Origin of the sequence: Paractinoplanes ferrugineus (assembly GCF_016862195.1) — a bacterium.
Lineage (GTDB): Bacteria > Actinomycetota > Actinomycetes > Mycobacteriales > Micromonosporaceae > Actinoplanes > Actinoplanes ferrugineus.
This window is the reverse complement of the sequence record NZ_BOMM01000029.1, coordinates 152,887-176,831: the sequence shown is the minus strand read 5'-3', so window position 1 is coordinate 176,831 and position 23,945 is coordinate 152,887. Positions and strand designations below refer to the sequence as shown.

The window sequence follows — 23,945 nt, the reverse complement described above, 5'->3', positions numbered from 1 at the left end:
CCTTAATCGCGTACGGCTGCTAGCGTAACCGGCACCTTAACGGAACCGCAGTCCCTTTAATGAAGGTTGTGATCATGGAATACCGACGACTCGGGGCATCCGGACTCACCGTGCCCGCCCTCAGCTTCGGCGCCGGCACCTTCGGCGGCTCCGGACCGCTGTTCAGCGCCTGGGGCAGCACGGACGCCCGCGAGGCACGAGGCCTCGTGGACATCTGCCTGGAAGCCGGGATCAACATGTTCGACACCGCGGACGTGTATTCCGAGGGCGCCTCCGAGGAGGTGCTGGGGCAGGCGATCAAAGGCCGGCGCGACGCCGTCCTGATCTCGACCAAGAGCGGCCTGCCGACCGGCGACGGACCGAACGACGCGGGAACCTCACGCGCCCGGCTCATTCACTCGGTCGAGGCGGCGCTGCGCCGGCTCGGTACCGACTACATCGACCTTTTCCAGCTGCATGCTTTCGACGCTGCCACACCCGTCGAGGAGGTCGTCGCGACGCTTGACGATCTGGTACGGCAGGGGAAGATCCGCTACCTCGGCGTCTCCAACTTCGCGGGCTGGCAGCTGATGAAGTCCCTCGCCGCCGCCGATCGGGACCACCGCTCCCGGTACGTGGCACACCAGGTCTACTACTCCCTGGTCGGCCGGGACTATGAGTGGGAACTGCTGCCCCTGGGCCTCGACCAGGGCGTGGGAGCCGTGGTGTGGAGCCCGCTCGGCTGGGGTCGGCTCACCGGCAAGATCCGCCGCGATACACCGCCACCGGCCACGAGCCGGCTGCACGAGACCGCCTCGTTCGGTCCGCCGGTCGACGACGAGCACCTGTTCGGCATCGTGGACGTCCTCGAAGAACTGTCCCGGGAAACCGGCAGGGCGGTGCCGCAGATCGCGCTCAACTGGTTGCTGCGACGACCCACGGTGGCCACCGTCATCATCGGCGCCCGCAACGAGGCGCAACTGCGGCAGAACATCGCTGCCGTCGGCTGGTCGCTCACGCCCGAACAGGCGTCCCGACTCGACGCTGCGAGCACGCGCACCGCGCCGTACCCGTACTTCCCTTATCAGCGGCAGGAGGGCTTCGCCCGGCTCAACCCTTCGCCGGTCGCGAACAACGCCGCGGGACGCACATCGAGGGTGTGACGGGGTGTCACTCACGGCCATAATGGCCGGATGCCGACGCGGTGGAGACGTCCCCGAGGATGGCGGAAGACCACCCGGGCCGCGCTGCCCGTCGTCTTCGTCGGCGTCATGGCGCTGCTCGCGTCGACCGGCCTGGAAGACGCCGACCAGTGGTCGAGTTCACTCGGCTTCGGACTTGGCCTGGCCATCGCGTTGCTGAGCCTCGCCAAATGGCTGAACACCGCCGGCACGGCCTCCCGAGCTGTGACGCCGGCCCAGATCGAGGCGGCCGTCGTGGCCTTGGCCGAGGCGCAGGCGGAGCAGTGGCGTACCGAGGCGGCCGCGCGGGAGATGCCCAATCCGTGGCCGCTGCCCGTGCGCTTCGAGGTCAGCGATCGCGCCCGGGCGGTAATGACCACTTGGGCCGCCATTGTGGGCCGCCCGGACGCGGACCCGATCCCCCTCGCCGGCGAGCACGGCCAGCTCGCCGACCTGTTCACCGGTCCCGAATCCGTGCGGCGGCTGGTCATCCTCGGAGCGCCCGGCAGTGGCAAGTCGATGCTGGCGCTGCAGCTCACGTTGCAGTTGCTGGGGGACCGCGAGCGACGCCGGCAGACCGCCACCGGTCCGGACCGGGAACCTGTTCCTGTGCTGCTGTCGCTGGCCGGCTGGGACCCGGCGCAGCCGCTGGACAACTGGATCGCCCTGCGGCTCGCCGACGACAATGAGGCCCTCGCCCGGACCATCGAGGGGCCGGACGGGTCGAGGCGCTCTCTAGCCGAGGAGCTGGTGCTCGGCGGTCGGATCCTGCCTGTTCTGGACGGCTTCGACGAGCTCGGCGCCGAGCACGGGGACGCGCTGCGCGCCATCGGGACGGTCGTCGATCGTGGCCGGCAACTCGTGATGACCTGCCGCACCGACGTGTACGAGGAGGTGGTGAAGTCGACGACGACCCTGAGCCGTACCCCCGTCGTTGAACTTCAGGAATTGAATTCGACCGATGTCGTGCAGTATCTGGTCAGCGGCACCGATGATCCGGTGCCCCGCTGGGATCGGGTGGTCAAGCACCTGACGGATGACAAGACGTCGCCCCTGGCTGTCGCCCTGTCGACGCCGCTCACGGTGTGGCTCGCCCGCAACGTCTACCGGCAGCGCGCCACCGATCCGGACGAACTGCGGACCGCTGACTGGGCCGCTACTCGTGACGGCATCGAGGAACGGCTGCTGGATCAGCTCATCCCGGCGGTCTATACCGCGTCGGTCGGCGGGTGCGCCGCCCGTGACCAGCCCTCGGCGGACGAGGCCCGGCAGTGGCTCACCGTACTCGCTCGCCAACTGCATGATCGTGGCACTTACGACCTGGCCTGGTGGCGGCTGGAAGTAGGCGTGTCGACTCGGCAGTTCACGGTGGTGGCGATGACAGCGTTCGGGCTGTTGGGCGGGTTGACCATCGGTGTGCCCTACGGGTTGTCGAGCGCTTGGGTCGGGGCGCTCGCCGGCGCCCTGATCGTGGGCGGCTCCAGGGGGCGCCCACCCCGCCGTGCGCTCTCGCGACGGCTCGACCCACTGGGGCTCAAGATGGGGCTGATCATGGGCTTCTCGATCGGCTTCGCGATGGGGGTGTTCCGCGGCATCGGGCTGGCGTTGGGGGTTGTGCTCGCCGTTGGTTTCGGACTGTGGCTCGGCCTGATCCACCAGCACGGCGACGAGCAGCGAGCCGTCAGTCCGACCGCGCTGTTGAGCCGGGACCGGCTGGCGTCCCTGGCGGGGGCGGCCGCGTTCGCCTTGCTCTGGGCGACGATGTTTGCCGCCGCATCTGCGGAATGGTGGGCCGGGCCAGTGGTGTGGGCGACGATCATGCCGGCGTTCGCGTTCAACAGCGCGTGGGGCCGATTCGGGCTGGCCCGGCTGATGCTCGCCGCCCGGCGTCGCGCGCCGATACGGCTCGTTCGCTTCCTCCGTGAGGCCCACGACCGGGGAGTGCTGCGCCAATGTGGCGGCGTCTACCAATTCCGCCACAACCGCCTCCAGGAAAGCCTCGCAGACGCAACGAATCAGCGCCGCAGCAGCGGATAGCTCAGCAAAGTCCTTCGAGAAAACGGTGATCTACGAGGCGCGATTGTCGTCGTGTCGCTGACAAGGTGTTCAATCGGCAAGCCGATCAGATACGGCGTTGTAGTACTGGACGATGCAGAACTCGTTGGTCTCCGGGTCGGTCATCACGAGGACGGTGCCTTCGGGGTAGTCGTGCCGTTCGCCGGTCCAGCGACCGCCCAGGGCTTCGATCCGATCCACTGCTTCGCCGGCGTCCGGGACGGCGACGTCCAGATGCAGTCGGGTCTTGCCGATTTTAGGTTCCGGGACCGGCTGGAACGTCAATACCGGCAGGCCGTCGTCGACAGTGACCCGCCGCCAGCCGGGAAGGGACTCGGTCACTCGTCCGCCGAGCACCGCGGACCAGAAATCGGCGAGCTTCCGCGGGTCCCGACAGTCGATCGTCACGCCGGCGAACCGGCCGGATGTCCGCATGGCACCGAACTTAGCGACTATGCAAAACCTGGTGAGTTCACAATGGGGCGGTGAACAGGCGGCGCCGAAAGAAATTGCAGCAGCGTCTCACCGAGGCGGCGGGCTGGGCCGGCGTCGGGCGTGTCGTCGGGCTCGTGCGGGACGGTGCTGACCCGAACCGGGCCGGCCCGGACGGGGCGACGCCGCTGTACCGCGCGAGCGTGCAGGGCCGGGCCGACAACGTACGGGCGCTGCTGGACGCCGGCGCCGATCCGAATGCCGAGAGCGGTACCGGCGAGGAAGGGCTGCCGTTGTGCGGCGCGGCGTGCTGGGGGCATGTCGATGCGGTTCGCGAATTACTGGCGGCCGGTGCCGACCCGGACCTGCGCGAGGACCACGGTTCCGGCCGTACGGCAGTGGAGTGGGCCTAGGTCGGTGGTCACCAGAGCGCCCTTGCCCTGCTCACGGGTGCCCCTTGACCAGCGACGCGAACGGCGACCGGACTGCCGCACCGTCTCAGTGGCCGGTGGAGTAGAGGTTGAGGAGGTTGCCGTCGGGGTCGCGCAACAGCATCGAGCGGTAGCCCCACGGCTGGGTGGTGGGTTCCTGCACCCAGTCGGTGACCTGCTCGCTCAGGCGGGCGCGTTCGGCGTCGACGTCGTCGACCTCGAATTCGAGGATCGCGGACCGGTTGGCGGCGGCGTCGGCCGCGCCGTTGTTGTAACGCTGCACCGCGGCGGCGGTGGCCAGCGCGATGATGCTGCCCTTGGGGTGCAGTTCGGCGTAGTCGTCGGGCCCGAACGGGGTCACCGGTTCGGTGTTCGTGAGCGCGGCGTAGAAGGCGGTCAGGGCGGGCAGGTCGTCGGTGACGAGGCGGACCGAGGCGAGCTTCATGTCGTTCTCCCAGATGTTCTCGGTGGCCCGGGGCGACCCGGCTCCACGAAACAGTACGGTACAGTACCGTACTGTTTAGTCGGTGAAGAGATCAGGGAGAGCGCAACGTGGCCCGATCCGGGGACGTCGTCGACGCCCGAGTCCAGCGGTCAAAGGCGGCGGTGCTCGCCCAGACGTACGAGCTGTTGTCGGCCGGTGGGATCGGCGGCGTCAGTATCGACGAGGTGTCGCGGCGTTCCGGCGTATCCAAGACGACGATCTACCGGCACTGGCCGTCGCGGGCCGCGCTGCTGGTCGAGGCATGCTCGACCATCGGGTCGGCGCCACCGGTTCCCGACACCGGTAGCTTCGGCGCAGATCTCGCCGCCTTGGTCGAGGAGTTGGCCGAGCAGCTGCGCAGCGCCCGCTGGGCGGCGGTCCTGCCCTCCATCGTGGATGCCGCCGAACGTGAGCCCGAGCTGGCCGAGCTCCATGCGCGTCTGCATGCCCGGTTGATGGCTCCGTTCGGTGTCGTGACCGAACGGGCGCAGGCCCGGGGCGAGCTCGCCGCGGACCGTGGACCGGCCGACGTCGGCGCCGTCGTCGCCGGCCCGCTGTTCTACCGTCGCTGGTTCTCCCGCGAGCCGCTGGACGTCGCGTTCGTCCGGCGCGTCGTCGAGGACGCCCTCAGCCATTTCGGCGTGCAGGATCGCTCGACATGAGGCGTAGGCACTGCTCACGCCAGCCCCACAACTTCGAGCGCGAGTGTCGGGTTCTGCCGATACTGAGCCAGATCGGGATCAGGCTCCTGCGGCATGGCTTCGTTCGCGAGATTGGGCGCTAGACGTTCGCGACTTTCAGCACCACTCTGCTGACACCGGTCGCCGCGGTGTTCGTGAGAGCCGGCACCAGTGGCGGATCTTGCCCGGTGGATGGCGCCGATGGTTCGCCGGGTGCCCACTCACGGTGCGTACAAGCGATCATGAAACCACTCGGGCGCGGGTGCGCGGATCTGCCGAGAAGCGGATGTCTGATCTCGAAGTTTCTCTATGTACTGGAGAGGCGAAAGGACCGGAACCAGCGGGTCTGGTGTCGGGACTTCCGCTTCTCAGCCGCGGCCGCATCGCTTGCAGATGCCGCGGCGCCGGAAGTAGTAGGCGAGCGTGGCGGCTGCCAGGGCGAGGCCCCACACCGGCCAGATCGTCTCCGGGACGGTGGCTCCCCAGTCGTCCTTCTCGTTGTCGAAGGCCCCCTGGAAGTGCAGGCGGATGTACATGACCCCGGCGATCGTCACCATGATGGACACCAGGACGGCCGGGATGATGGCGAGCAGCAGCGGTACCCGCCGGCCCCGCAGGCCTACCATCCACCGGGGGAAGATCTCACCCCAGCGCTGCACCAGGCCCAGAGTGAGCAGCGAGCCGAGCGCTCCCATGGTGGCCAGCGCAGCGCCGAGGATCCACAGGTGGTCCTTCTTCCCCTCCTGCCACAGCTGGTCGGAGATGCCGAGCGGGAAGCCCAGCGCCCAGGCCCACCGGGTGCTGGCGTAGATCAACGGGACGACGACGGCCGTGTACGCGGCTTTCTTGCCCCAGCGGGCGGCGGACTCCCGCGAGGTCCAGCCGGCGTCGGAATCGGACCGCCCGCAGCGGGTGCACGCGCCGGACGTGCGGCGCTGGTAGATGACCGCCGACGCGACCATGAGGCCGACCGATGCCACCGCGAACAGCTGGTTGATCACGGTCCAGTTGATCGCGCCGAACCTCAGCATGAAGACGTAGGCGAGGTTGCCGAGGATCCGAAAGTCGGCCAGCGTGAAGAACACCACGGCCGCCGACAACACCGAGGGGCCGACCAGCACCCCGGTGGGAATCCGCCGCCGGCGCGGTAGCGCCATGAGGAACGCGACCGCTGCACTGCCTAGGAACCAGACCGCGATCCACGGCGCCAGCTGCCCCCGGCCGACGTGCTGGAAGGCCGAATACTCCGGGTTGGCGTCGTCGGCGCCGAACGGGAAGCCGCCCCCGCCGGACGCCCAGTAAACGTGGGCGAGCCCGTACAGCAGAAGCGCGAGAAAGGCTGCGTAGCCGATCAGGGTCGGCCCGTTGAACCGCCCGCGCATCGAACCTGATCCGGATAGTCGGGAGTCGGTTGGGTAGCGCACCTTTGGTGGGCCAGTGGTCATGCGTCGCATAATCCGCGTCTATGGCTGTTGCGGACCTGAGACGAGCTGATAACCGTCTCAGCTGAATCCTGCGATCGATCGTAAGTACGTTACCGGATTTCGCGCCGAGGTCCTCAACTGCCGCAGTGCGGGCGCGCCGGCCGTCGCCGACCACGTCACGCGCCGGAGCCGGACGTGGTCGCGTCGGCATCCGACTTTGCCGAGAAGCGAACTTGAGCTAATGGTCGCGCATGCCTCACCGTGTCGGAGAATGGGCTGATGTCGCACGCGCACGTCCTTGTCTACCCTTCGCCGCTGGGCGCGCGTGCGCAGGATTTCTTGACTGCGCACGCGCGGGTACTGCCTGTTGAGCCAGGACCGAGTGATGACGAGTGCCGGGCTGTGATGCGGTCGGTGCTCGGATACGGCGACGAGAGCGTCCTGGCCACCTTCCGGCGTATCCAGCATCGATATTCGGGGTTGACCTACTTCAGCCACTTCCGCGGAGCCGAGATCGTGTTCGAGCCCGCGTTCGAGGTGGATCGCGATACAGGGCAGGTTGTCTTTGAGTACGCCGTCATGGACGCCACGCCCGACGGTTGTCGCAGTGGATTTGTGCGGCCCGACGAAGCGGTGTGGTTCGGCTTCCTGCACGTGGATGTGCCGGCTTTTCCCTCGCTTGATCACTTTCTGGAGTGTGATGCCCTACTCCATCACGCCCGCCAGCAACGGCTCCTGTCCGCGGAGATGCCATCGGATGCCAATGCCCACCTGACCGCTCTCCGTGCTCGTCATCCGGGCCTACGGCCGGTGAACTCGGCGAGCGGATTCTCGGTGGGGTGGTGGAGCGATGATGAGCGACTCGTGTGCATCAACGGCTTCGAAGCACGACTGGCGGCTGACGGACGTGGCATGAGCCCTGTGCCGACCGTCGTGACGACCTGGCTCATCGACGAACCCCTTCGATAGGGGCACCCGCGGCCATACTTGCGGTTCCGCATCCACAAGTAGCCGCCGTCCGTGCGTGACGGCTCGTTGGGGACCTCCGCGGTGTGTGACTCAAGACGGCCGGGACCGATGCGTGGTCGTGCCGGGAACAGCGCAATTGAACACTGTGTGCTGTTCCCGGGCGGCGATGTCGCTGCCGCTGTCGGGAGAAGGATGAGCTCGCCGCGCCGATCCGTTCGCTGGCTTCACTGACATTGGCCCTATTCGTGATCCGCCCCCAAGTGGGAAGCGATCGGCGATGCTCTATGCTGCGCCGATGCCAGATCTCGGCGGCGCCGAACCTTCCCTGATTGCGCCTCGGCCGCGGCGAGCCCGCCGAGCGGTCTACCTCGCGGCGGGTCTGGCGCTGTTCGCATCGGCCGGGGTGGTAGCAGCCATCGCCGTGGGCCGGAACAAAGCGGATGACAACCGGGGCATCCGGTTCGAGGCAGAGACGAGGAGCGGCAAGGCGCCGCTGATCAACTGGTACGTCGGGAGTGACGAGCGTCATCAAGTCGCCGAGGCAAAGACCCCGTGGTCGATCTCGCTGCCCGCGACGGACGACCAGGCCGAGATGTCAAAGACGCTACTGGTCATGACCACCGACGATGACGAAGCAATCTGTCGGATCATCGTCGCCGGCGAGGTGACCGTCGAACGCACCTCCAAGAAGGTCGCAGCCTGCATGGAGAATATGCCCAAAAGCTAGGCAACACATCGACTCACGAACTCGCGGCATCCGGATCGGCCGCAGACAAGGCGTGAATCTGGCGGACCACCGATGCTGGAAGGGCAGCGGCCAGCATCTGCTTGATCAGTACTTTCTCGCCGTCGTTGATGATCTCGATGGTCGTGGACCGCTTGTGCGGATCCATACCGATGATGACCTGCCCCATGCCTGCCTCTTCCTCGATCGAACCAGGACTGAATCCGGCGAGGAGGGCAGCGCCCTGGAGCCTCTCCGCGCCACGGTGACCGGCGGCACGCATGCCACATCTGAGCCACACCAACCAGCGGTGGGCAGTCGATGAGAAAGCTACCCGCCGGTCACCTCGACGCCGTGTTCACGGAGGATGTCGGTCCCGCATGGGGTGCGGCTTTGGAGCTGGCCGAGGAGCTGGGACCCGGGTCGATCGAGATCATGATCTGCGTCGAAGGGGAGAGGTTGCCGGCGCCGTCGAAGGCGCGAACGCTGACGAAGTATGTCCCGAAGCCGAGCCGCACCGGTGCCGTGGTGCCGCCGACCCGACTGACGACCGCGCCGTCCACCGCGATCTCGTAGCCGGCGACGAACTGGTCGTCCCGGGGAGCATCCCACTGGGCGGTGAAATAGCCGCCGCTCGGGCTGACGAGTCTGAGGTTCGTCGCCGGGCCGGGTGGGGTGACGTCCGGTGGGGTGCCCAGGCCCAGGGTCGCGAACGGGGAACGGTTGCCGGCCGCGTCGATCGCCCGTACTCCGAAGGTCATCGCCATCGGCGGTGGTATCGACATGCTGTGGCTGGTGGTGGTCACCGTGGCGATCGGGCCCGAGCCGGTGCCGGTGGAGATCTCGTAACCGACGACGCCGGTGTCGTCAGTCGACGCATCCCAGCGCAGGGTGAAGGTGCTGCCCTGCGTTTCGCTGCGGAAGTTGGCCGGTGTGCTGGGCGGCCGGGCGTCGCGGACGGTTGGACCGCCGGCACACGACCCGCCGTTGAGCAGGCACGACTGCGGCACGCCGGTACCGGAAGCGATCCAGCCGAAGGACGTCGACCCGCCCGGGTCGAGACTCGCGTTCCACGAGGCGCCGGTGATGACGTAGTGCGTACCGATCCGGGTCACCACGGCGTTCCAGCTGTGGTCGAGCGTGGTGCCGTCCGGCAGGTCGAACTCCACCCGCCAAGCCGCCATGCGGTCCGCGCCGTCGTTGGTCACCGTCATCCTGCCCACATAGCCGGTGGCCCAGGCGCTCTCCGTCAGGAACGCGGCGGTCGCGGCCTGGGCGGGTCCCGGAGTGAGCATGATCGTCGCCAGTCCGGCCACCAGTGCGGTCAGGATCGCGGACACGCGCGAAACAGATCGACTCATGTCAATGCACGTTACATGCTGGAGGTGATTCAGGATGCGGTGTGTCAGCATGCGGAATGCGCTGCGGTTGAGGTTTCTCCGTGACCCGACGGACCCGATGCGCGGGAGCTTGTCATCCGCTCGGCGCCGGTGTAGGAAATGTATTGACGAACATGAATGCGCGCTGGCGCGGCTGTCAAGAACGTCTCGGTGGCTGATCTCGATGGTGAGGCGCGTGCCTGCGTTGCGGGAGGCCTTGATGCTCTGAGAGGAGCAGCGACGCGATGTCACACAGCAGTGGCTTCCGAATGACCAGCCTGGTCGCCGCCGCGGCTTTGGCGGTGTCAGCCATCGCGGCCGCCCCGGCGGCTGCCGCGACCGACACATGGCATTCCAACGACGACGTCTATCACTATTTCAAGGTGCCGCAGTCGCAGGTCAGCAGCATCGTCGGCGGAACGCCGGCAACGCTCGAACTGGAGGCGAACATCGGCCCGAGCGGCACCTGGTCGGCGCTCGCGCTCGACCCGAGTGGCTCGGACTACGCCGCGAACGTCGGTCCGCTCGAGCCCGGGCTGTACTACTACCAGTACACCGCGACCATGCCGGACCGGTCGAAGGTGTCCTTCCGCCAGCCGGGAAGCCCGGTGGCGGTGACGTCGAAGCCGAACTGGAACACCTTCTTCGTGCCGGGGGAGTCGGTCGCGTGGATGGACGACATCGCTGCGGGCGGGACGGTGGAGGAGCTGTCCTACAGAAGCGCGGCGGCGGGGGAGAACCGTACCGCTGTGGTGTGGACGCCGCCCGGCTACGACGCCGCCCGGGCCGAGGCGTACCCGGTCCTGTACCTGCTGAGCAGTAAGGGTCAGACCGCTCGTGAGTGGGTGGAACTCGGCCGGGCGAAGCAGATCCTCGACAACCTGGTCACCGGCCGGGACGCCAGGCCGATGGTGGTCGTGATGGCTGACGCCAATTCCGCCGACCCCCGCGCCGAGCTGCTCGACGCCATCGTCCCGGCAGCGCGGGCCGGCTACCACATCTCGTCCCGGCCCCGCAGCCAGGCGCTGGCCGGTGTCGGCACCGGTGCCGAGCAGGCGATCAGCATCCTCCGCGACGATCCCGGTGTATTCACCTACGTCGGCTCCTTCGCCGGATCCGCCGCCGGCTCGATCACCAAGGCGGAGGCCAAGGCGATCAACAAGGGCACCGAACTGCTGCGGACGTACGTGGGCAACACCCTTGACCCGTCGTACAACGACAACTACGACCTGCTGGTGGACCTGAAGAGGTCCGGAGTGGATTTCGAGTTCGATGGCGTCAACCCCGACGACGGCGGCACCTGGGACGCGTGGCGGGAGAACCTGCGAGACTTCGCCGCCCGGCTCTTCGGGCAGAAGGGCGCCGGTCACGGTGCCAGCGCGGGACACCGCCCGCTGACCCGGCCGTACAAGGCCCCTGCGGCCGGATCGATCACGACCCCGTACGTCGACCCGCACGGCATCGTCACGTTCGAGACCGGCGTCCAGTGGGCCGGCGCCAAGGACGTCACGATCTGGGGCAACTGGGCCCCGAACGGCCAGTGGTTCCGGATCCCGATGGCCAAGCAGCCCGACGGTCGCTGGCGGAGCACTGTCGGACCGCTCGACGGCTATTACTACTACCGGTACGTGGTCGACGGCGTCGACAAGAAAGACCCGGCCGACACCGTCAACACCCACGTGATGGAGTCACAGCTCTTCGTGCCGGGAAAGACCGACGCGATGCTCGCCGACGTCCCCGAAGGCCGGGGCGGCACGGTCTCGCTGATGACGTACGACGCAGGCCAGGGCGCAGAGCGCTACGCGTACGTCTGGACGCCGCCAGGCTACGAACCTGACCGCCAAGCCTCCTACCCGGTGCTGTACCTGTACCACGGCGGGGGCCAGAACTACGGCAGCTGGCTCGAGACCGGGCGGGCCAAGCAGATTTTCGACAACCTCTCCCTCCACGGGGCGATGGAGCCGATGGTCGTGGTCATGCCCGACCAGAACGGCGTCGACTTCTGGACCGACCTCAGCCAGCACGTGATGCCGACCGCGGCGGAGAAGTACAACATCTCGACCGATTCGGATGAGCAGGCGCTCGCCGGTCTGTCGTGGGGAGCCATCAACACCCTCGGCACCTGGCTCAACCACCCGGGCGAGTTCGCCTACATCGGCGCCTTTTCGGGGGGCCTGCTGTCCAACCCCACCGTCGACGTCCAGGCGGTCAACGAAAGCACCAAGCTGGCCCGGTTCTACTCCGGTGACGTCGACTTCACGTACACGATCACCCAGAGCGCGATGCAGTGGCTGACCTCCCAGGGCATCCACTACGAGTACGCCGGCACGTGGGTCGGACCGCATGGCTTCGACATCTGGATGGCGGACCTGATCGACTTCGTACCGCGGCTCTTCACGCCTGAGTACCGCTTCGGCGGGGTGCGGCCGCCACTGGCCGGCGACGGCTCCGACGTCGTCGGAGCCGGACGCGCCGTGCCGGTCAAGTTCACCCTGACCGACGTGGCCGGCAAGACCGTCACCGATGCGCGGCCGCGTCTCTACCTGGCGAAGAAGAAGGACGGTGTGACCGGTGCCCGGGTGCCGGCCAAGCCCGTTCAGAAGCATGCGGACAACACCGCGCGCTACAGCGCCGGCAAGGCCGAGTACGTCTTCGGCTGGGACACCGGGGGGCTCGCCCGCGGTGCCTACGAGTTGCAGATCGACCTGGGTAGCTCGGTTCACGCCATTGCGCTGACCATCGACTGACCTCGGGCCACGCGGCCGGCCCACCCGTGGATCGGGGCGGGCCGGTCGCTGCGGTTCCAGGGCTTCCGGACGCCCGCCGGTCACGGGGGCTGGACGTCGACCCACGCGCGATCATCGGTGTATCCGACTACTTCCACTCCACCGGCGCCCCCGACGGTCGCTCGCATCCTCGGCAGCGGCGTCAAGCCCGACGCGGTTGTGGCCCGACCTCCGCTGAGCACCATCGACCCCGGACGCGACGTGCCGGATCGGGGTGCCACCGGCGGCCGTACTCATCGGGTGGGTCGACGATGACGCTTCGAGGGCGAGTCACAAGCCGCCCGGGTGCTTCGACAACCAGTCCTGATGCCGGTCCCTGAGTGCGTCGCGCTCGGCCGTGCAGGACAGCATCACGTCCATGCCCCCGTCGTAGGGGTGATACAGCCATCGCAAGTCGGTGTCCGCCACCAGCACGTTGGCGATCACATCGTCAGCGACCCGGCGCAGCAACGGATCCAGGCACCCTGCCGACCAGGTCAATCGGCTGACGTACAGGTGCAGCCAACTCGCTGATCCCGGCTCGTCGTCGATGCAGGCGCTCGTCCAATACACCGCATGTGGATGTACGGCCAGGGTCTCGGGTGACCGGGATGGCTCCGATGGCTGCGAAGAGTCGGAGTAGCCGGCAGTGGCAACGAGCACCGTTGCGCCGGTCACCAACTCGCCGAGGACGATGTTGTACCGGGCGAGGACCATCTCGTACTCGGCGTCGGATTCGGGGTAACGCTTGGAGCCGGGCAGCGTGTGAAACCGTATCCAGCGGTCGCCGACGGCTCTGATCGCATAGGGCAGCTTTGCGCAGCCCGGCCACCGGGCATCCCACAACATCGACAACGCGACGGTGTCCACTACGCCGTCGGCGATCATCCACTCGCTCCTCTCTGTCCGGATACGCGGACTCTGCCGACAGCGCACCGATCCCCGATCACCACCAGAGCCACTGGGCGTTGTGGCGATGCTGCCGCACGGTGGGGGTCGTGATTTCCCCCTTCGGGGCCGCAGGTGCGGCACCCTAACGGGGATGGAATGCGGCGCTCAGTCCCGAATGACCGTGGACAATCATGATTCGCAGGATGGACCGAGTCATCCGCTCACCGGCTATGTCCGCGTGTGGGCGCCAGGGTCCCGTGGCCAGGCGTCGACGAACCGCGTCAAGAGTTCGGCCAGCGTGTGCGCTTCCTCGGCGGTGAAATCGGCGAGTGCCTCGGCTACGGCGCGCCGGCGGTTCTCCTGGACGCCGGCGACGAACTCTTCTCCCGCGGAGGTGAGGCGGATCAGGGCGTACCGCGAGTCGCCCGGGGCCGGCTCCCGTTCGACGTAGCCCTCGTCGAGCAGTTGGGTCGTCAGTCGACTGGCGCGCGGCCGATCCACGCCGATGGCGTCGGCGATCTCCGAGATCGGCAGCCCTGCGGGGGAGTCGTCGAGGGCATCGAGATAGCGATAGCGGGCGGCGTTCGAAGCGGAAGCCGCAGCTGAATCACCCTCGGCGGCACGCCGCTGGAGGTGACGTCTCTGCTGGTCACGCCGGATCTGGACGAGGGCCGTGGCAATGATCTGATCCGTTCCCTGCTCGCCTTTCATGACGACAACCTACAGCAGTTGTAACTTGACAACGGCTGCTACAACTGTTGTATGAATACAACTACCGGGGAAGGTCGTCCGCGTCCGATCGGCTACGTCCTGCGCAAGCTCGACCTGCTGATCGAGGAACGGTTCGAACGCACTCTGGGCGAGCGCGGAATCAGTCGACGGCAATGGCAGATATTGAATACCCTTGCCGACGGCGGCTCCACCCTCGCGAAGCTCGCGGACGGCTTGGCGCCTTTCCTCGACCCGGCGGCCGGTGAAACCGTCCAGCCACACATCGAACCGCTGAAGCGACCCGGATTCGTGCACCAGGACGGCGATTCCGTCACGCTCACCGGCACCGGACGAGACCTTCTCGGGACGCTGACGACCGATGTCGCGGCCATCCGCGAACTGGCCACCACCGGCATCGACCAGCGGGAGTACGACCGAACGGTCACCAACCTCCAAGTCATGATCCGAAACCTGGAGGACGCGCGACAGGCCGATGGCTGAACAGGTCTCAGCTCGACCACAGCGGACTCTGCTCAGACTTCATCCCGGTGGCGTGGGCGCCGATGGCCTGGCGCCGCTGACCGCGGTCATGACGACCGGCACCGTTGAGCAGTTTCCAGTCTCCTTCGGAAATGACCTCGACGGCACCGTCGACCACTTTCAGGGCGGTGTCGTCGTCGATGGCATAGGTCGGGACCGGGATGCCGGAGGCCCACTTCTCGATCCGGGACAGCTCGGTGTCCTCCATGTCGGGGTGGTTGAGGTGGGGATACAGCGTGAAATCCACCAACCCCAGCGCCCGGTCGGCGCCCTGCGCCATGTCGCTGCCGTCGGGGACGAATTGAAGGTCGAATTCGGCATCACAGTTGTACGGGGTGACCGCGATGCTCCCGGCGCTGACTCCCACGTAAACCGTGTCACTGAGCGACGGCAGGAGGCCGGCCAGGCCGGACTGGCGCAGCCAGTAGGTCAGGTAAAGCACGTCGCCGCCCCAGACGAGGATGGCGTCGGCTTCCCGGACGGCCGGGACCCAGTTCTCTTCGCGAATGGTCGGCAGGGCGGTGAGCTCCAGAATTCCTACGGATTTCCAGCCCAGCTGGGACAACGGGATCGACGCCCGGCCGTGGATCGCCGTCCATGCTTTCTCGGCTCCCCCGGCGAAGGGGTAGACGCCGGTCGGGACGAACAGCGCGGTGGATTCGGCGATCGGCTTGCCCAGCAGGTCGACGAGCGCGTCGGAGATGCTCGGATTGGCGATGCCCGACGACGTGAGAAGGAACTTCATCGAGTCAGCCTACTGTCCGGCACGACAGTGACTCGTTGATGAGCGCCGCTGCCCGATCGGGGGAGGAAGTGTCTTGCGTCCATATCGGTGTGGTCCGGGTGGATCCTCACTCGGTCAGCAGGGCCAGCGCCGCTGTGGACAGGCGCCGGGCGTACGCCTCGTCGAGGGGGCCGTGCTCGACGAGCAAGCGGTACCACATGCCGCCGAAGATCAGATCGACCGCCGCTTCCCGGTCGTCCTGCGCGCCGGCGTTCAGCAGCTGGGCCAGCGCCCGGCGGCGGGGGAGGATGAACTTCTCCCGCCAGGCGACGGCGAAGCCCGGATCCAGCTGGGCCTGCGCCATCAGCGCGCGCAGCAGGGGCCCGTCGCTGTCGGGGCCGGTCAGCAGGTCGAAGGACGACACGAGGAAGGTCGCCAGGCGGTCGGCCGGCGGCCCTGAGTCGGTGCCGGTGCGGATCTCGCGTTCCGCGTGGGCGAGCAGCGCGTCCAGGATGACCGCCCACTTCGACGGCCACCAGCGGTAGATCGTCTGTTTGCCGACGCCGGCGCGCGCGGCGATGGAGTCGACAGTGGTGGCGCCGAGATCGTGCCGAGCCAGTGCGAGGGTGGCGGCAAGGATGTCCTGGCGCGCCTGCTCATTACGGGTTCGGCCGGTGCTGGGCCGGTTCGCCGGGCCGATCGGCGGGGCGGGGGTGCGAGGCGCGGGCATGCCGAGACCCTACTGGTTGACGAGACCTGACGTCTCGCTTACGTTTACCGAGACGTCGGGTCTAGACAAATCGGGGGAGTGGTCGTGGACTTCAAGGACCAGCGCGTACTCGTCGTGGGTGGCAGTTCGGGCATCGGCCGCGCCACCGCGGAGCTGCTCTCGCAGACCGGGGCGGAAGTCGTCGTCGCCGGCCGGTCCGCGGACCGGCTGGGGGAGGTGGCGGCGAGGTCCGCCATTCGCACCGAGCGGGTCGACGCGATGGACCGCGCGGCTCTGGACGAGCTTTTCGCGAGACTCGCCCCGGTCGACCATCTGGTCGTGTGTGTCAGCGGCGGCGAGGGCGCCGGTCCGTTCGCCGGCTTGGACCTCGACGCCGTTCGCCGAGCTTTCGCCGCCAAGACCTTCGCCCAGCTGGAAGTGGTGCAGGCGGCCCTGCCGGCGATGCGTGCCTCAGGGTCGATCACGCTGGTCACGGCCGGCTCCGCGCAGGCGGCGCTGCCGGGAACGGTCGGGCTCGCCGCGGTGAACGGCGCGCTCGAGGCGGCCGTACGTCCGCTCGCCGCCGAGCTCGCGCCGATCCGCGTCAATGCGGTGAGCCCTGGCGTGGTCAACACCGCCTGGTGGGAGTCCATGCCGCCGGCGCAGCGCGCCGCCTTCTTCACCGAATTCGCTTCGCGTACGCCCCTCGGCCGGGTCGCCGAACCGGAGGAAGTGGCGAGGGCGGTCATGCTCCTGATCGGCAGCACCTTCGTGACCGGGCACACCCTCGTCGCGGACGGCGGCCTGCACCTGGCCCGCTGATCCTTGAAGGACAGCGGTGGCCGGCCGTTGTCCTTTAAGGTGCCTCGACACTGTCGGCGTTGTGGAGGCTTCGGCTATGAGTTCGAGCGAGCGGCAGCGACCGCTGTTGGTGGATTGGAGTTCTCGGCTTCTGGCCGGTTGCGCGGTTCTGGCGGCGTCGATGGTGGGGGCTTCGGTCTTCGCGTGGCGGCACTTCAGCGCCGAGAGCGCGTACTGGTCCATCCGGCACGGGGCGGACCAGGTGCGCGCCGCCCTCGTCTACAACCTGGTTGTCGCCGCCTTGACCGTGCTGGTCGCGGTCGTGCTCGCGGTGGTTGTCCGGCGCCCGTTGCGCTGGGTCCGCCCGGCCGCGTGGTGCGTCCTCGGGTTCCTCGGTCTCGCCCTGTTCCTCGGGCTCAACGCGGGCGCCGACCCGGCCGGCTCGACAGCCGGCCCCAACGCCGACTCGGACAGCCGCGCCTACTACGACCTGCTGCCGCACTGGTACCCGACACTGAACGCGATCCAGGGCGTGGCCGTACTCGTCTTGGTCGTTGCCGTCTTCGTGATGCTGTTGCGTTCCTCGGTCGCCGACTTCTACCGCCCGGCCAGCACCGAGCAGGACCCGAAGTGGTCCTCGTTCGTGGCCGCCCAGCAGAAACGCATCGCCGGCGACGAAACCTAGGCGGCGGCGAGCGCCAACCACACGGCGACACCCACGAACAAAACCGCGAGGACGACGAGTACGGCCTTGAGCCAGGTGGGTTGCCTCTTGAGCCGGGCACGAATCAGGGTGATCCGAAGCTCGGTCCAGATCTGCGCCTTCGTCGCCCAGTCGAACTCGAGGGCGAGCAGCCCGAACCCGACCAGGAGCAGGGGCAGCGCCAGCTCGGGCGCCCAGATCAGCACCGCGCCCACGAGGCAGGTCAGGAAACCGCCGATCGCGGCGAGCACCCGTACGACAAGCGGGCGTTGCCGATGCCGCTCCCGCCGCGCGGCGACCCGAGCCCGGACCGCCTGCTCGACCGCTGCCCTGTCCGGTGCGTCTGTCACGTCGACCCTCCCCTCGTCAGACCATGATCATGTACGCCCGTACGCCCGGGTGTCGCGCTTTTGTGATCTTCCGGATCCTCGCCGCCGCCCGGGAACCGCCACCGTCACGGCGCGCGCCCGGCGCCGGGCTTGCGACGGCTACAACCGGAGAAGGACTCGGCCGTGCAGGTCGGCCTCGTCTATCGTGCCGAAGCTGCGGGAGTCCAGCGAGATGACGCGGTGATCGCCGAGCACGTAGAGCTGGTGCGGCGGCACCGTCAGGGTGGCGATGCAGCCGGTCATATGGGCGTAGTCCGGGTGCAGGTCGTCGGTGGCCAGGTAGGGCTCGTCCAGCAGGACGCCGTTGCGTTCGACCCGGTCGTCGTCGCATCGGATGGTGTCGCCGGGCAGGCCGATGACGCGTTCCAGGATGATGCGGTGGGTGCCGGGCGCCGAGACCTCGACGACGTCCCCCCGTTGGACGCCGGTGAGGCGGAAGACCGCAAGATCGACGACGTAGCGGTCGGTGATCCGGTAGGTCGGTTCCATGCCGCCGCTGGGCTGGTAGCCGACGGTCAGGACGAAGTGGTTGACGACCAGCCCGGCCGCGATGCCGAGCAGGGCGATGCGGACGACTCGGCGCCGGATCCGGACCATTCGCGGCAGCTCCCGCCGGCGGTCCCGGCGTTCGTGCCACACCGCGCGGAGACCGCCGGCGGCCCAGCGGACGGCCTCGCGGTCCCCGGTGGTCTCGGTGAATTCGGCCAGGACGGCCTCACCCCAGTCGCCACCCCGCGCACGGCGGCCACGGACGGCGGCGCGCAGCAACGCGTACGCGATTCGGCGTACGGCACTGTCGCGTACGGTCTGCTCGACGTTCACGCGGTGCGCGCCTGGATCGCCGGGCCGATGGTCCGCGGTTTCGCCGGTCTGGCCGCGAGGCGCTGGTCGGCGAGCGCGGCCCCGTCGGCGGTCAGCCGGTAGAGGTGGCGCGGTGGGCGGCCGGGCTCGTCCGACGGTTCCCACGTGGTCTCGAGCAGTTTCTGCTCGCTGAGCCGCATGAGGATCGGGTAGAGCGTGCCCGAGGCGAGGGCGGTCTGTTTGCTCAGGTCGTAGCCGTAGCGCCAGCGTTGCGGCTCCTCCAGCAGGGCGCTGAACAGCGACAACGTCTGCGGTGACGTATGCGGTATCCGGGGCACGGGCGAAACTCTACATAACTCGACTAACGCTTCGCAAGGACGCCCGTCAGCTGCGCCTCGATGATTTCGGCGGGGACCGGCCGGCTGAAGAGGTAGCCCTGGGCCAGGCGGTAACCGGCGGCGGACAGCCGCTCGGCCTGCTCGGCCGTCTCCACGCCCTCAGCGACTGCCTCGAGGTGCAGCCCGGTGGTGAAGCCGATCAGGTTCTCGACGATGACGGCGCCGGCGTCACTGGTGGCGGCGGTGCCGCTGACGAACGACTTGTCGACCTTCAGGACGTCGACCGGGCAGTGCAGCAGCAGGCTGAGCGACGACTGGCCGGTCCCGAAGTCGTCGAGGGCGATCCGCAGTTTCCGGTCCCGCAGTTCGCGCACGGCGGCCAGGGCCGGACCGGGGTCGAGCACGGCGGTTTCGGTGATCTCCAGCAGCAGGCGGGAGCGGTCCACCCCCGTACGCCTCAGGATGTCCTCGACCTCGGCCACGAAACCGGGCTCGGCGAGTTGCCGCGCCGACACGTTGATGCTGACCTTGGCCGGCGCGTCGGTGCCGTAGCGCTGCTGCCAGAGGGCCGCCTGCCGGCAGGCGCTCTCCAGCACCCAGCGCCCCAGCTCGAGGATCAGGCCGCTGCGTTCGGCGATCGGGATGAACACGTCCGGCGAGACCAGGCCGCGGTCGGGGTGCCGCCAGCGCAGAAGCGCCTCGACGCCGGCCGGGCGGTGGCTGGGCAGCTCGACGATCGGCTGGTAGAGCAGGAACATCTCGCCGCGCCGCAACGCCTGTTCGAGGTCGCTGCCGAGCCGCGCGGACTCGGCGGCCAGCTCGTCCATCGCCGGGTCGAACCAGTGCAGCCGGTCTCCGCCGAGCGCCTTGGCGGCGTACATGGCGACGTCCGCGCGGCGCAGCAGCTCCTCGGGGGTGTCGCCGGGCCGGCTGGTGGTGGCTCCGACGCTGGCGACGGACCGCACCGGTGCGCTGTTGGCCCGCAGAGCGACCAGCACCCGGCCGAGGATCTCGCGCACCCGCTCGGGATCGGGCTCCGCCAGTACGAGCGCGAACTCGTCGCCGCCCAGGCGGGCGACCAGGCCGGCCGCTCCGACGGTCGCGGTCAGCCGGCTGCTGACGGCAGCGAGGAGTCGATCACCCGTACGATGCCCGTGCCTGTCGTTGATCGTCTTGAAGTCGTCGATGTCGAGCAGGGCGACGTGCACCGCGGTGCCGGCCCTGAGCAGTTGGTCGAGGTGGCTGTCGAGCAGTACGCGGTTGGCCACGCCGGTGAGGTGGTCGTGGGTGGCCTGGTGGGTCAGCTCGCCCTGATAGCGGTTCAGGTCGGCGACGTGCGCGTCGACCGCGGCCAGCAGGCACCGGTTGTCGCGCAGCACGATGATCTGCCGGGCGATCACCAGCATGGTCAGGGCGACGGCGCTGACCTTCATGATGTCGTTCTCGGCCGGATCGGCCGACGGAGTGGACAGCAGGAGGGCGTCCATCGCGGCGACCGCGAGGTAAGGAATCACGTTGATCCGCAGCGAGCGGCGGCGCTCCCGCGGCGGCGAGCCGACCTTACGCCGCTGCGCCGTCGCGGCCAGCTGGATGCTCAGGGTGGCCACCGGTACGGCGACGAGGCTCGACGACAGGTAGGGGAAACTGGTGAGGAACGGCGACATGCCGCCGACCAGGGTGCTGAGCGCGCTCCCGGCGGCGAGCACCTGCACGGCGCGCCGATCGAGCTGGCCGGCCCCGGCGAAGGCGACCTTCACGAAGGTCACCACCGAGATGACGCCGACCGCGACGATGGCGAGCATTGCCCCGGCGGACCCGGTCTGGGACATCCACCGTTCGTGTTCGCGCAGCGAGAAGTGCCAGACGAAGACGCTGGTGGCGACCAGAACGATGCACGTGTCGAGGCTGAACCGAAGCCAGTCGCTGCGCGTGCGCTGCCACGACGGCAGGCGCAGCAGCGCCCACAGGGTTACCGCCAGCACGGCTAGGTACCACGCCAGGGTGATCGCGCCGACCCGCTGGGACGGCTCCGGTCCACCGACCGCGTCGACCACGTTCGCGACGATCCCGCCGAGGAAGAGCACGCAGGCGACGGTGAGGTGCCGCCAGAACCGGCGGGTGCCGTCGTCGACGTCCGCCGCTCGCGACGCCAGCCAGCAGGCCCGGCCGGCGAGGATGACGCCGACCGGCAGCGGAAGCCAGCCGATGATCGGGTGCGGGTAGTGATGCGCAAGGCCCACTGCCGTCCAGACAGCGCCGGCGAGCACCGCCAGCACACCGAACGGCACCAAGGTGTCGTTCCGGGCCCATCCGCTGAGCCGGTCCATCGCGTCGCCTCCACTCGCCGGTGCTCCGCACCATCGGCAGGGAGCACCCGTCGGGGAGACTTGTGGCGAGCGAATCCGGCGGGATCGGCAGGCGGCCGGAGTAATCCGCCGCTATGGGCGTTTCCGCCGCCGGCGGCCCCGGCTCAGCCGGCTGCCGGCCTCAGCGGCGCCGGCTCTGCTGCAGCCGGCTGAACAGGCCGCGCAGCCGGCGCTGGTTCTCCGGCTTCGCCAGCTGCCGCCGGCCCTGGTCGACCAGCCGCTGACCTTGCGGGCTCTGCAGGAACGAGCGCACGCGCTGGGTGAAAGTCGCCATGGTAGGTGCCTCCTCGAATCGCGAACCTGTTACTTGCCCACCTACCGCCCCGGACAACCTGGCAAGAAGCTGAGACCCCGGGTGGCCGCGCCCGGGGTCGGCGATCTGCGTTCGAGAGGCCGGGACGCGGCGACTACCATGGCCGCGTTCGAGGCGGCGGCGAGACGAGGCGATATGCGATGGTTCCGGCGGAAACGTGACGATCGGTTCGACCAGAACGACGAAGCGCGGCGGTTGATCATCGACGATGTCCGGCAGCGCTTCGGGGTCGGCCTGCCGGGTTCGTTCCAGCAGCAGGCGACCGCGGTGACCGAGGCGCTGACCGGCCCGGACGGCGTCGGCGCGGCGGGCGGCATCGTGCGCGAGTTCGCCGATTCGGCGCACGCGGAGATCCAGCGGCTGGCCGCCGAACTGTCCCGCCAGGTCGGCTACCGGTTCCAGGTGGACCGCACCAACTACCGGCCGATGTGGCGGGAGGCCCAGCCGGATCTGCGGTGGCCGCTGTTCAACCTGCCGTGCGGTCTGTTCCCCTACATTCACGTCGCCGGGGCGCTGCGGGCGATCAGCAACCAGGTGAAGCTCACGACCGACCAGGACCGGCTGCACGGTCATCTCTTCGAGATCCTCGACCTGACCGTCGCGGGCTGGGAGTTCGCCTCGGTCCGGGTGGACACCGACGGCGCGGCGCTGGCCGGCCAGCTGATCGGCACGGCTCGCGACGTTCGCATGACGATGAGCAAGGAACCGCCCATCCCGCTGCCGATCCGCGAGCTGATGCGCCGGAACAACATCATCGACGTGTACGCGCCGGACGCCCACCGCATCGTCGGCGGCTTCAACCCGGGCCGGGAGATGCGCGAAGTCCTGCTGGCCTGACGAGCAGCCGCCTTCGCTCGGTCAGCGTGGACGTAGCCGCCTGTCTATAGTCCAGCCGTGGCTATCGTTGTCGACGGCGCCGACCGTGCGAAGTGGACCTTCACGCCGGATCGCGATGTGCTCGAAGTGGCTCTGGAACTGCCCGACCGGCGTTACGTCGCGTACATCTCGGCTGACGACATGCCGGCTGTCGGTCGCGTACTCGCCGAGTTGAACCACCCCGCCCCCGGCGAGAAAATCGATGTGAGCTCGCATTTCATCCGGATTCTCGGGCGCGACCCGTTCGTCGAGCACCCGGTGGACCGCCGGCCCTGGTACCGAAAGCTCCTCCGCTCGAAAAGCTGACCGGGCGGGCCGCGAACTACGGGCCGCCGGCCGACTTCCTGGCTGTCGTCGACGAAGCCGTCCCCTTCCTGGACAGTTGAGCCGGTGTTTATCGGTCGCGTCCTTCGTGCCGCGTGGTCATGATGGCTGTCCCGGGGTGAGTCCGGGCGACCAGGTGAGCAGGTCGGTGGCGGGCACCCGGCTCTACGACCCGGATGTGGTTCGAGCAGGTGACCTTCGCGATCCGCGACCGCGATCGGGACACCCCGACATGCACGGCCTTCGCCGCCTTGAGCACGACCTCACCGTGCAGCGGCCGGTCCTGCTCAGCGGAAATGAGTCGCACCGGCCAGCACGGCATCGAGCCAGCGCTCGTACCAGGTAAGGAAGTCCGCGTCGTCGGTGAAGGCCGGCCCGGCCGGAGTGTCGTTGTTGTCGGTGATGCGGCCCCTGGCCGGTCCGCTGACGACGAGGACGGAGAGGAAACCACAACCCTGATCACTGAGCGCCAGAGTTCCGCGGTATGGCTCGTCGTCATCGCCCGGCGCGACCTCGGACAACCAATCCGAGTAGACGCGTCCCGGCTCGGCGGGAAAAGGCGTGGCGAGCATGTGCGGTTCCGGCATGCCCCACAACGAAGTGGCCCAGTCCTGAAGCGGATGCAGGCCGTAGTAGGGGCCGGCGCCGCCCCAACGGCCCGGACCGCCGTTGCCGATCTTGGTGATGAACGCTCGATAGTCTTCCGGCAGGGAGACGCCGTGCGCACGCTCGAATGCGGCCACCTCGCCGCCGGGCAGGGGCGGCCCCAGCTCGAACCGGTGCGCCGACGCCCCGAACATCACCGGCTCTCCGGGCAGTCTCGCTGCGGCCGCGAGTTTCGCCGCTACTCGATCCAAGCGTGTTGACAGGGCGGGATCGATCAGCACGCCATCATTGGTATCAGAGGACTCGTGGTGGTTGCCTAACATGATCCTCACAACTGCTTCCTATCGTGC

At 68.5% G+C, this 23,945-nt stretch carries 27 protein-coding genes; 12 read left to right on the top strand and 15 right to left on the bottom strand.

What is annotated here, in order from left to right:
- Positions 1-74 precede the first annotated feature (74 nt).
- Positions 75-1,142, top strand: coding sequence for an aldo/keto reductase (locus Afe05nite_RS17070; RefSeq protein WP_203818093.1), 1,068 nt, complete (start codon positions 75-77; stop codon positions 1,140-1,142).
- Positions 1,143-1,250: 108 nt separating this feature from the next.
- Positions 1,251-3,197, top strand: a complete 1,947-nt coding sequence (locus tag Afe05nite_RS17065; protein WP_203818092.1) for an NACHT domain-containing protein — start codon at positions 1,251-1,253, stop codon at positions 3,195-3,197.
- A 69-nt stretch (positions 3,198-3,266) separates the two neighbouring features.
- Here Afe05nite_RS17065 and Afe05nite_RS17060 read toward each other — a convergent pair whose 3' ends face one another.
- Positions 3,267-3,650 (bottom strand): VOC family protein, encoded by a 384-nt coding sequence (locus Afe05nite_RS17060; protein WP_203818091.1) that lies wholly within the window; start codon positions 3,648-3,650, stop codon positions 3,267-3,269.
- Positions 3,651-3,700: 50 nt separating this feature from the next.
- Here Afe05nite_RS17060 and Afe05nite_RS17055 point away from each other — a divergent pair, with 50 nt between their 5' ends.
- Positions 3,701-4,060, top strand: a complete 360-nt coding sequence (locus tag Afe05nite_RS17055; protein ID WP_203818090.1) for an ankyrin repeat domain-containing protein — start codon at positions 3,701-3,703, stop codon at positions 4,058-4,060.
- Between the two features lie 85 nt (positions 4,061-4,145).
- Here Afe05nite_RS17055 and Afe05nite_RS17050 read toward each other — a convergent pair whose 3' ends face one another.
- On the bottom strand, positions 4,146-4,523 hold the full coding sequence (locus tag Afe05nite_RS17050) for a VOC family protein (RefSeq protein ID WP_203818089.1): 378 nt from the start codon (positions 4,521-4,523) through the stop codon (positions 4,146-4,148).
- A gap of 107 nt (positions 4,524-4,630) precedes the next feature.
- On the opposite strand from Afe05nite_RS17050, the gene Afe05nite_RS17045 reads away from it, so the two are divergent.
- Entirely contained in the window at positions 4,631-5,224 is a 594-nt protein-coding gene (locus tag Afe05nite_RS17045) for a TetR/AcrR family transcriptional regulator (protein ID WP_203818088.1), read from the top strand.
- A 386-nt stretch (positions 5,225-5,610) separates the two neighbouring features.
- On the opposite strand, the gene Afe05nite_RS17040 is transcribed toward Afe05nite_RS17045, so the two are convergent.
- The gene (locus Afe05nite_RS17040; protein WP_203818087.1) at positions 5,611-6,624 is read right to left on the bottom strand and encodes a hypothetical protein; all 1,014 of its coding nucleotides are present in this window, start codon (positions 6,622-6,624) and stop codon (positions 5,611-5,613) included.
- A gap of 321 nt (positions 6,625-6,945) precedes the next feature.
- On the opposite strand from Afe05nite_RS17040, the gene Afe05nite_RS17035 reads away from it, so the two are divergent.
- Together Afe05nite_RS17035 and Afe05nite_RS17030 are read left to right on the top strand one after the other, a co-directional pair.
- Positions 6,946-7,635 carry a hypothetical protein gene (locus Afe05nite_RS17035; protein ID WP_203818086.1) on the top strand — a complete coding sequence of 230 codons (690 nt, stop codon included), beginning with the start codon at positions 6,946-6,948 and terminating at the stop codon, positions 7,633-7,635.
- Positions 7,636-7,930: 295 nt separating this feature from the next.
- Positions 7,931-8,362, top strand: coding sequence for an MmpS family transport accessory protein (locus Afe05nite_RS17030; RefSeq protein ID WP_203818085.1), 432 nt, complete (start codon positions 7,931-7,933; stop codon positions 8,360-8,362).
- 13 nt (positions 8,363-8,375) lie between these two features.
- Here the strand turns inward: Afe05nite_RS17030 and Afe05nite_RS17025 are convergent, their stop codons facing one another.
- Both Afe05nite_RS17025 and Afe05nite_RS17020 read right to left on the bottom strand, forming a co-directional pair.
- Positions 8,376-8,549, bottom strand: a complete 174-nt coding sequence (locus Afe05nite_RS17025) for a hypothetical protein (RefSeq protein ID WP_203818084.1) — start codon at positions 8,547-8,549, stop codon at positions 8,376-8,378.
- Positions 8,550-8,700: 151 nt separating this feature from the next.
- On the bottom strand, positions 8,701-9,720 hold the full coding sequence (locus Afe05nite_RS17020; protein ID WP_203818083.1) for a cellulose binding domain-containing protein: 1,020 nt from the start codon (positions 9,718-9,720) through the stop codon (positions 8,701-8,703).
- A gap of 263 nt (positions 9,721-9,983) precedes the next feature.
- Here Afe05nite_RS17020 and Afe05nite_RS17015 point away from each other — a divergent pair, with 263 nt between their 5' ends.
- Positions 9,984-12,485, top strand: a complete 2,502-nt coding sequence (locus tag Afe05nite_RS17015; RefSeq protein WP_203818082.1) for an alpha/beta hydrolase-fold protein — start codon at positions 9,984-9,986, stop codon at positions 12,483-12,485.
- A 309-nt stretch (positions 12,486-12,794) separates the two neighbouring features.
- On the opposite strand, the gene Afe05nite_RS17010 is transcribed toward Afe05nite_RS17015, so the two are convergent.
- Positions 12,795-13,391 (bottom strand): DUF3885 domain-containing protein, encoded by a 597-nt coding sequence (locus Afe05nite_RS17010; protein WP_203818081.1) that lies wholly within the window; start codon positions 13,389-13,391, stop codon positions 12,795-12,797.
- 231 nt (positions 13,392-13,622) lie between these two features.
- Positions 13,623-14,105 (bottom strand): MarR family winged helix-turn-helix transcriptional regulator, encoded by a 483-nt coding sequence (locus Afe05nite_RS17005; RefSeq protein WP_203818080.1) that lies wholly within the window; start codon positions 14,103-14,105, stop codon positions 13,623-13,625.
- 51 nt (positions 14,106-14,156) lie between these two features.
- Between Afe05nite_RS17005 and Afe05nite_RS17000 the strand changes: the two genes are divergently transcribed.
- Positions 14,157-14,606: a winged helix DNA-binding protein gene (locus tag Afe05nite_RS17000; RefSeq protein ID WP_203818079.1), complete on the top strand. Its 450-nt coding sequence runs from the start codon at positions 14,157-14,159 to the stop codon at positions 14,604-14,606.
- 7 nt (positions 14,607-14,613) lie between these two features.
- Here Afe05nite_RS17000 and Afe05nite_RS16995 read toward each other — a convergent pair whose 3' ends face one another.
- Together Afe05nite_RS16995 and Afe05nite_RS16990 are read right to left on the bottom strand one after the other, a co-directional pair.
- Positions 14,614-15,390, bottom strand: a complete 777-nt coding sequence (locus Afe05nite_RS16995) for a Type 1 glutamine amidotransferase-like domain-containing protein (protein WP_203818078.1) — start codon at positions 15,388-15,390, stop codon at positions 14,614-14,616.
- A 106-nt stretch (positions 15,391-15,496) separates the two neighbouring features.
- Positions 15,497-16,099 (bottom strand): TetR/AcrR family transcriptional regulator, encoded by a 603-nt coding sequence (locus Afe05nite_RS16990; protein ID WP_203818077.1) that lies wholly within the window; start codon positions 16,097-16,099, stop codon positions 15,497-15,499.
- 84 nt (positions 16,100-16,183) lie between these two features.
- On the opposite strand from Afe05nite_RS16990, the gene Afe05nite_RS16985 reads away from it, so the two are divergent.
- Together Afe05nite_RS16985 and Afe05nite_RS16980 are read left to right on the top strand one after the other, a co-directional pair.
- Positions 16,184-16,900 (top strand): SDR family oxidoreductase, encoded by a 717-nt coding sequence (locus tag Afe05nite_RS16985; RefSeq protein ID WP_239117894.1) that lies wholly within the window; start codon positions 16,184-16,186, stop codon positions 16,898-16,900.
- Between the two features lie 76 nt (positions 16,901-16,976).
- Positions 16,977-17,564 carry a hypothetical protein gene (locus tag Afe05nite_RS16980; protein WP_203818076.1) on the top strand — a complete coding sequence of 196 codons (588 nt, stop codon included), beginning with the start codon at positions 16,977-16,979 and terminating at the stop codon, positions 17,562-17,564.
- Here Afe05nite_RS16980 and Afe05nite_RS16975 read toward each other — a convergent pair.
- From Afe05nite_RS16975 to Afe05nite_RS16955, 5 genes are all read right to left on the bottom strand, one after another.
- Positions 17,561-17,932, bottom strand: coding sequence for a hypothetical protein (locus tag Afe05nite_RS16975; protein ID WP_203818075.1), 372 nt, complete (start codon positions 17,930-17,932; stop codon positions 17,561-17,563). The genes Afe05nite_RS16980 and Afe05nite_RS16975 overlap by 4 nt on opposite strands.
- 138 nt (positions 17,933-18,070) lie before the next feature.
- Entirely contained in the window at positions 18,071-18,793 is a 723-nt protein-coding gene (lepB, locus tag Afe05nite_RS16970) for a signal peptidase I (RefSeq protein ID WP_203818074.1), read from the bottom strand.
- Positions 18,790-19,110, bottom strand: coding sequence for a PadR family transcriptional regulator (locus tag Afe05nite_RS16965; RefSeq protein WP_203818073.1), 321 nt, complete (start codon positions 19,108-19,110; stop codon positions 18,790-18,792). Before Afe05nite_RS16965 ends, lepB begins: the two co-directional genes overlap by 4 nt.
- Before the next feature lie 23 nt (positions 19,111-19,133).
- Positions 19,134-21,437, bottom strand: a complete 2,304-nt coding sequence (locus tag Afe05nite_RS16960; RefSeq protein ID WP_203818072.1) for a putative bifunctional diguanylate cyclase/phosphodiesterase — start codon at positions 21,435-21,437, stop codon at positions 19,134-19,136.
- Positions 21,438-21,597: 160 nt separating this feature from the next.
- The gene (locus Afe05nite_RS16955) at positions 21,598-21,750 is read right to left on the bottom strand and encodes a hypothetical protein (protein ID WP_203818071.1); all 153 of its coding nucleotides are present in this window, start codon (positions 21,748-21,750) and stop codon (positions 21,598-21,600) included.
- 174 nt (positions 21,751-21,924) lie between these two features.
- Between Afe05nite_RS16955 and Afe05nite_RS16950 the strand changes: the two genes are divergently transcribed.
- Together Afe05nite_RS16950 and Afe05nite_RS16945 are read left to right on the top strand one after the other, a co-directional pair.
- A complete protein-coding gene (locus tag Afe05nite_RS16950) occupies positions 21,925-22,626 on the top strand; it encodes a hypothetical protein (RefSeq protein WP_203818070.1) in 702 nt (233 codons plus the stop codon).
- 57 nt (positions 22,627-22,683) lie between these two features.
- Positions 22,684-22,971 (top strand): hypothetical protein, encoded by a 288-nt coding sequence (locus tag Afe05nite_RS16945; RefSeq protein WP_203818069.1) that lies wholly within the window; start codon positions 22,684-22,686, stop codon positions 22,969-22,971.
- A gap of 305 nt (positions 22,972-23,276) precedes the next feature.
- Here the strand turns inward: Afe05nite_RS16945 and Afe05nite_RS16940 are convergent, their stop codons facing one another.
- Positions 23,277-23,918, bottom strand: coding sequence for an SMI1/KNR4 family protein (locus tag Afe05nite_RS16940; RefSeq protein ID WP_203818068.1), 642 nt, complete (start codon positions 23,916-23,918; stop codon positions 23,277-23,279).
- Positions 23,919-23,945: the final 27 nt, after the last annotated feature.

What these genes read in the sequence shown, in the direction of transcription:
- Afe05nite_RS17035 (WP_203818086.1), top strand. Translation starts at nt 6,946, where the DNA reads ATGTCGCACGCGCACGTCCTTGTCTACCCTTCGCCGCTGGGCGCGCGT.
- Afe05nite_RS16980 (WP_203818076.1), top strand. Translation starts at nt 16,977, where the DNA reads ATGAGTTCGAGCGAGCGGCAGCGACCGCTGTTGGTGGATTGGAGTTCT.
- Afe05nite_RS17005 (WP_203818080.1), bottom strand. Translation starts at nt 14,105, where the DNA reads ATGAAAGGCGAGCAGGGAACGGATCAGATCATTGCCACGGCCCTCGTC.
- Afe05nite_RS17050 (WP_203818089.1), bottom strand. Translation starts at nt 4,523, where the DNA reads ATGAAGCTCGCCTCGGTCCGCCTCGTCACCGACGACCTGCCCGCCCTG.
- Afe05nite_RS17060 (WP_203818091.1), bottom strand. Translation starts at nt 3,650, where the DNA reads ATGCGGACATCCGGCCGGTTCGCCGGCGTGACGATCGACTGTCGGGAC.
- Afe05nite_RS16990 (WP_203818077.1), bottom strand. Translation starts at nt 16,099, where the DNA reads ATGCCCGCGCCTCGCACCCCCGCCCCGCCGATCGGCCCGGCGAACCGG.
- Afe05nite_RS16960 (WP_203818072.1), bottom strand. Translation starts at nt 21,437, where the DNA reads ATGGACCGGCTCAGCGGATGGGCCCGGAACGACACCTTGGTGCCGTTC.
- Afe05nite_RS17065 (WP_203818092.1), top strand. Translation starts at nt 1,251, where the DNA reads ATGGCGCTGCTCGCGTCGACCGGCCTGGAAGACGCCGACCAGTGGTCG.
- Afe05nite_RS17000 (WP_203818079.1), top strand. Translation starts at nt 14,157, where the DNA reads ATGAATACAACTACCGGGGAAGGTCGTCCGCGTCCGATCGGCTACGTC.
- Afe05nite_RS16995 (WP_203818078.1), bottom strand. Translation starts at nt 15,390, where the DNA reads ATGAAGTTCCTTCTCACGTCGTCGGGCATCGCCAATCCGAGCATCTCC.
- Afe05nite_RS17040 (WP_203818087.1), bottom strand. Translation starts at nt 6,624, where the DNA reads ATGCGCGGGCGGTTCAACGGGCCGACCCTGATCGGCTACGCAGCCTTT.
- Afe05nite_RS16940 (WP_203818068.1), bottom strand. Translation starts at nt 23,918, where the DNA reads ATGTTAGGCAACCACCACGAGTCCTCTGATACCAATGATGGCGTGCTG.
- Afe05nite_RS17015 (WP_203818082.1), top strand. Translation starts at nt 9,984, where the DNA reads ATGTCACACAGCAGTGGCTTCCGAATGACCAGCCTGGTCGCCGCCGCG.
- Afe05nite_RS17010 (WP_203818081.1), bottom strand. Translation starts at nt 13,391, where the DNA reads ATGATCGCCGACGGCGTAGTGGACACCGTCGCGTTGTCGATGTTGTGG.
- Afe05nite_RS16955 (WP_203818071.1), bottom strand. Translation starts at nt 21,750, where the DNA reads ATGGCGACTTTCACCCAGCGCGTGCGCTCGTTCCTGCAGAGCCCGCAA.
- Afe05nite_RS16950 (WP_203818070.1), top strand. Translation starts at nt 21,925, where the DNA reads ATGCGATGGTTCCGGCGGAAACGTGACGATCGGTTCGACCAGAACGAC.
- Afe05nite_RS17030 (WP_203818085.1), top strand. Translation starts at nt 7,931, where the DNA reads ATGCCAGATCTCGGCGGCGCCGAACCTTCCCTGATTGCGCCTCGGCCG.
- Afe05nite_RS17025 (WP_203818084.1), bottom strand. Translation starts at nt 8,549, where the DNA reads ATGGGGCAGGTCATCATCGGTATGGATCCGCACAAGCGGTCCACGACC.
- Afe05nite_RS17070 (WP_203818093.1), top strand. Translation starts at nt 75, where the DNA reads ATGGAATACCGACGACTCGGGGCATCCGGACTCACCGTGCCCGCCCTC.
- Afe05nite_RS17020 (WP_203818083.1), bottom strand. Translation starts at nt 9,720, where the DNA reads ATGAGTCGATCTGTTTCGCGCGTGTCCGCGATCCTGACCGCACTGGTG.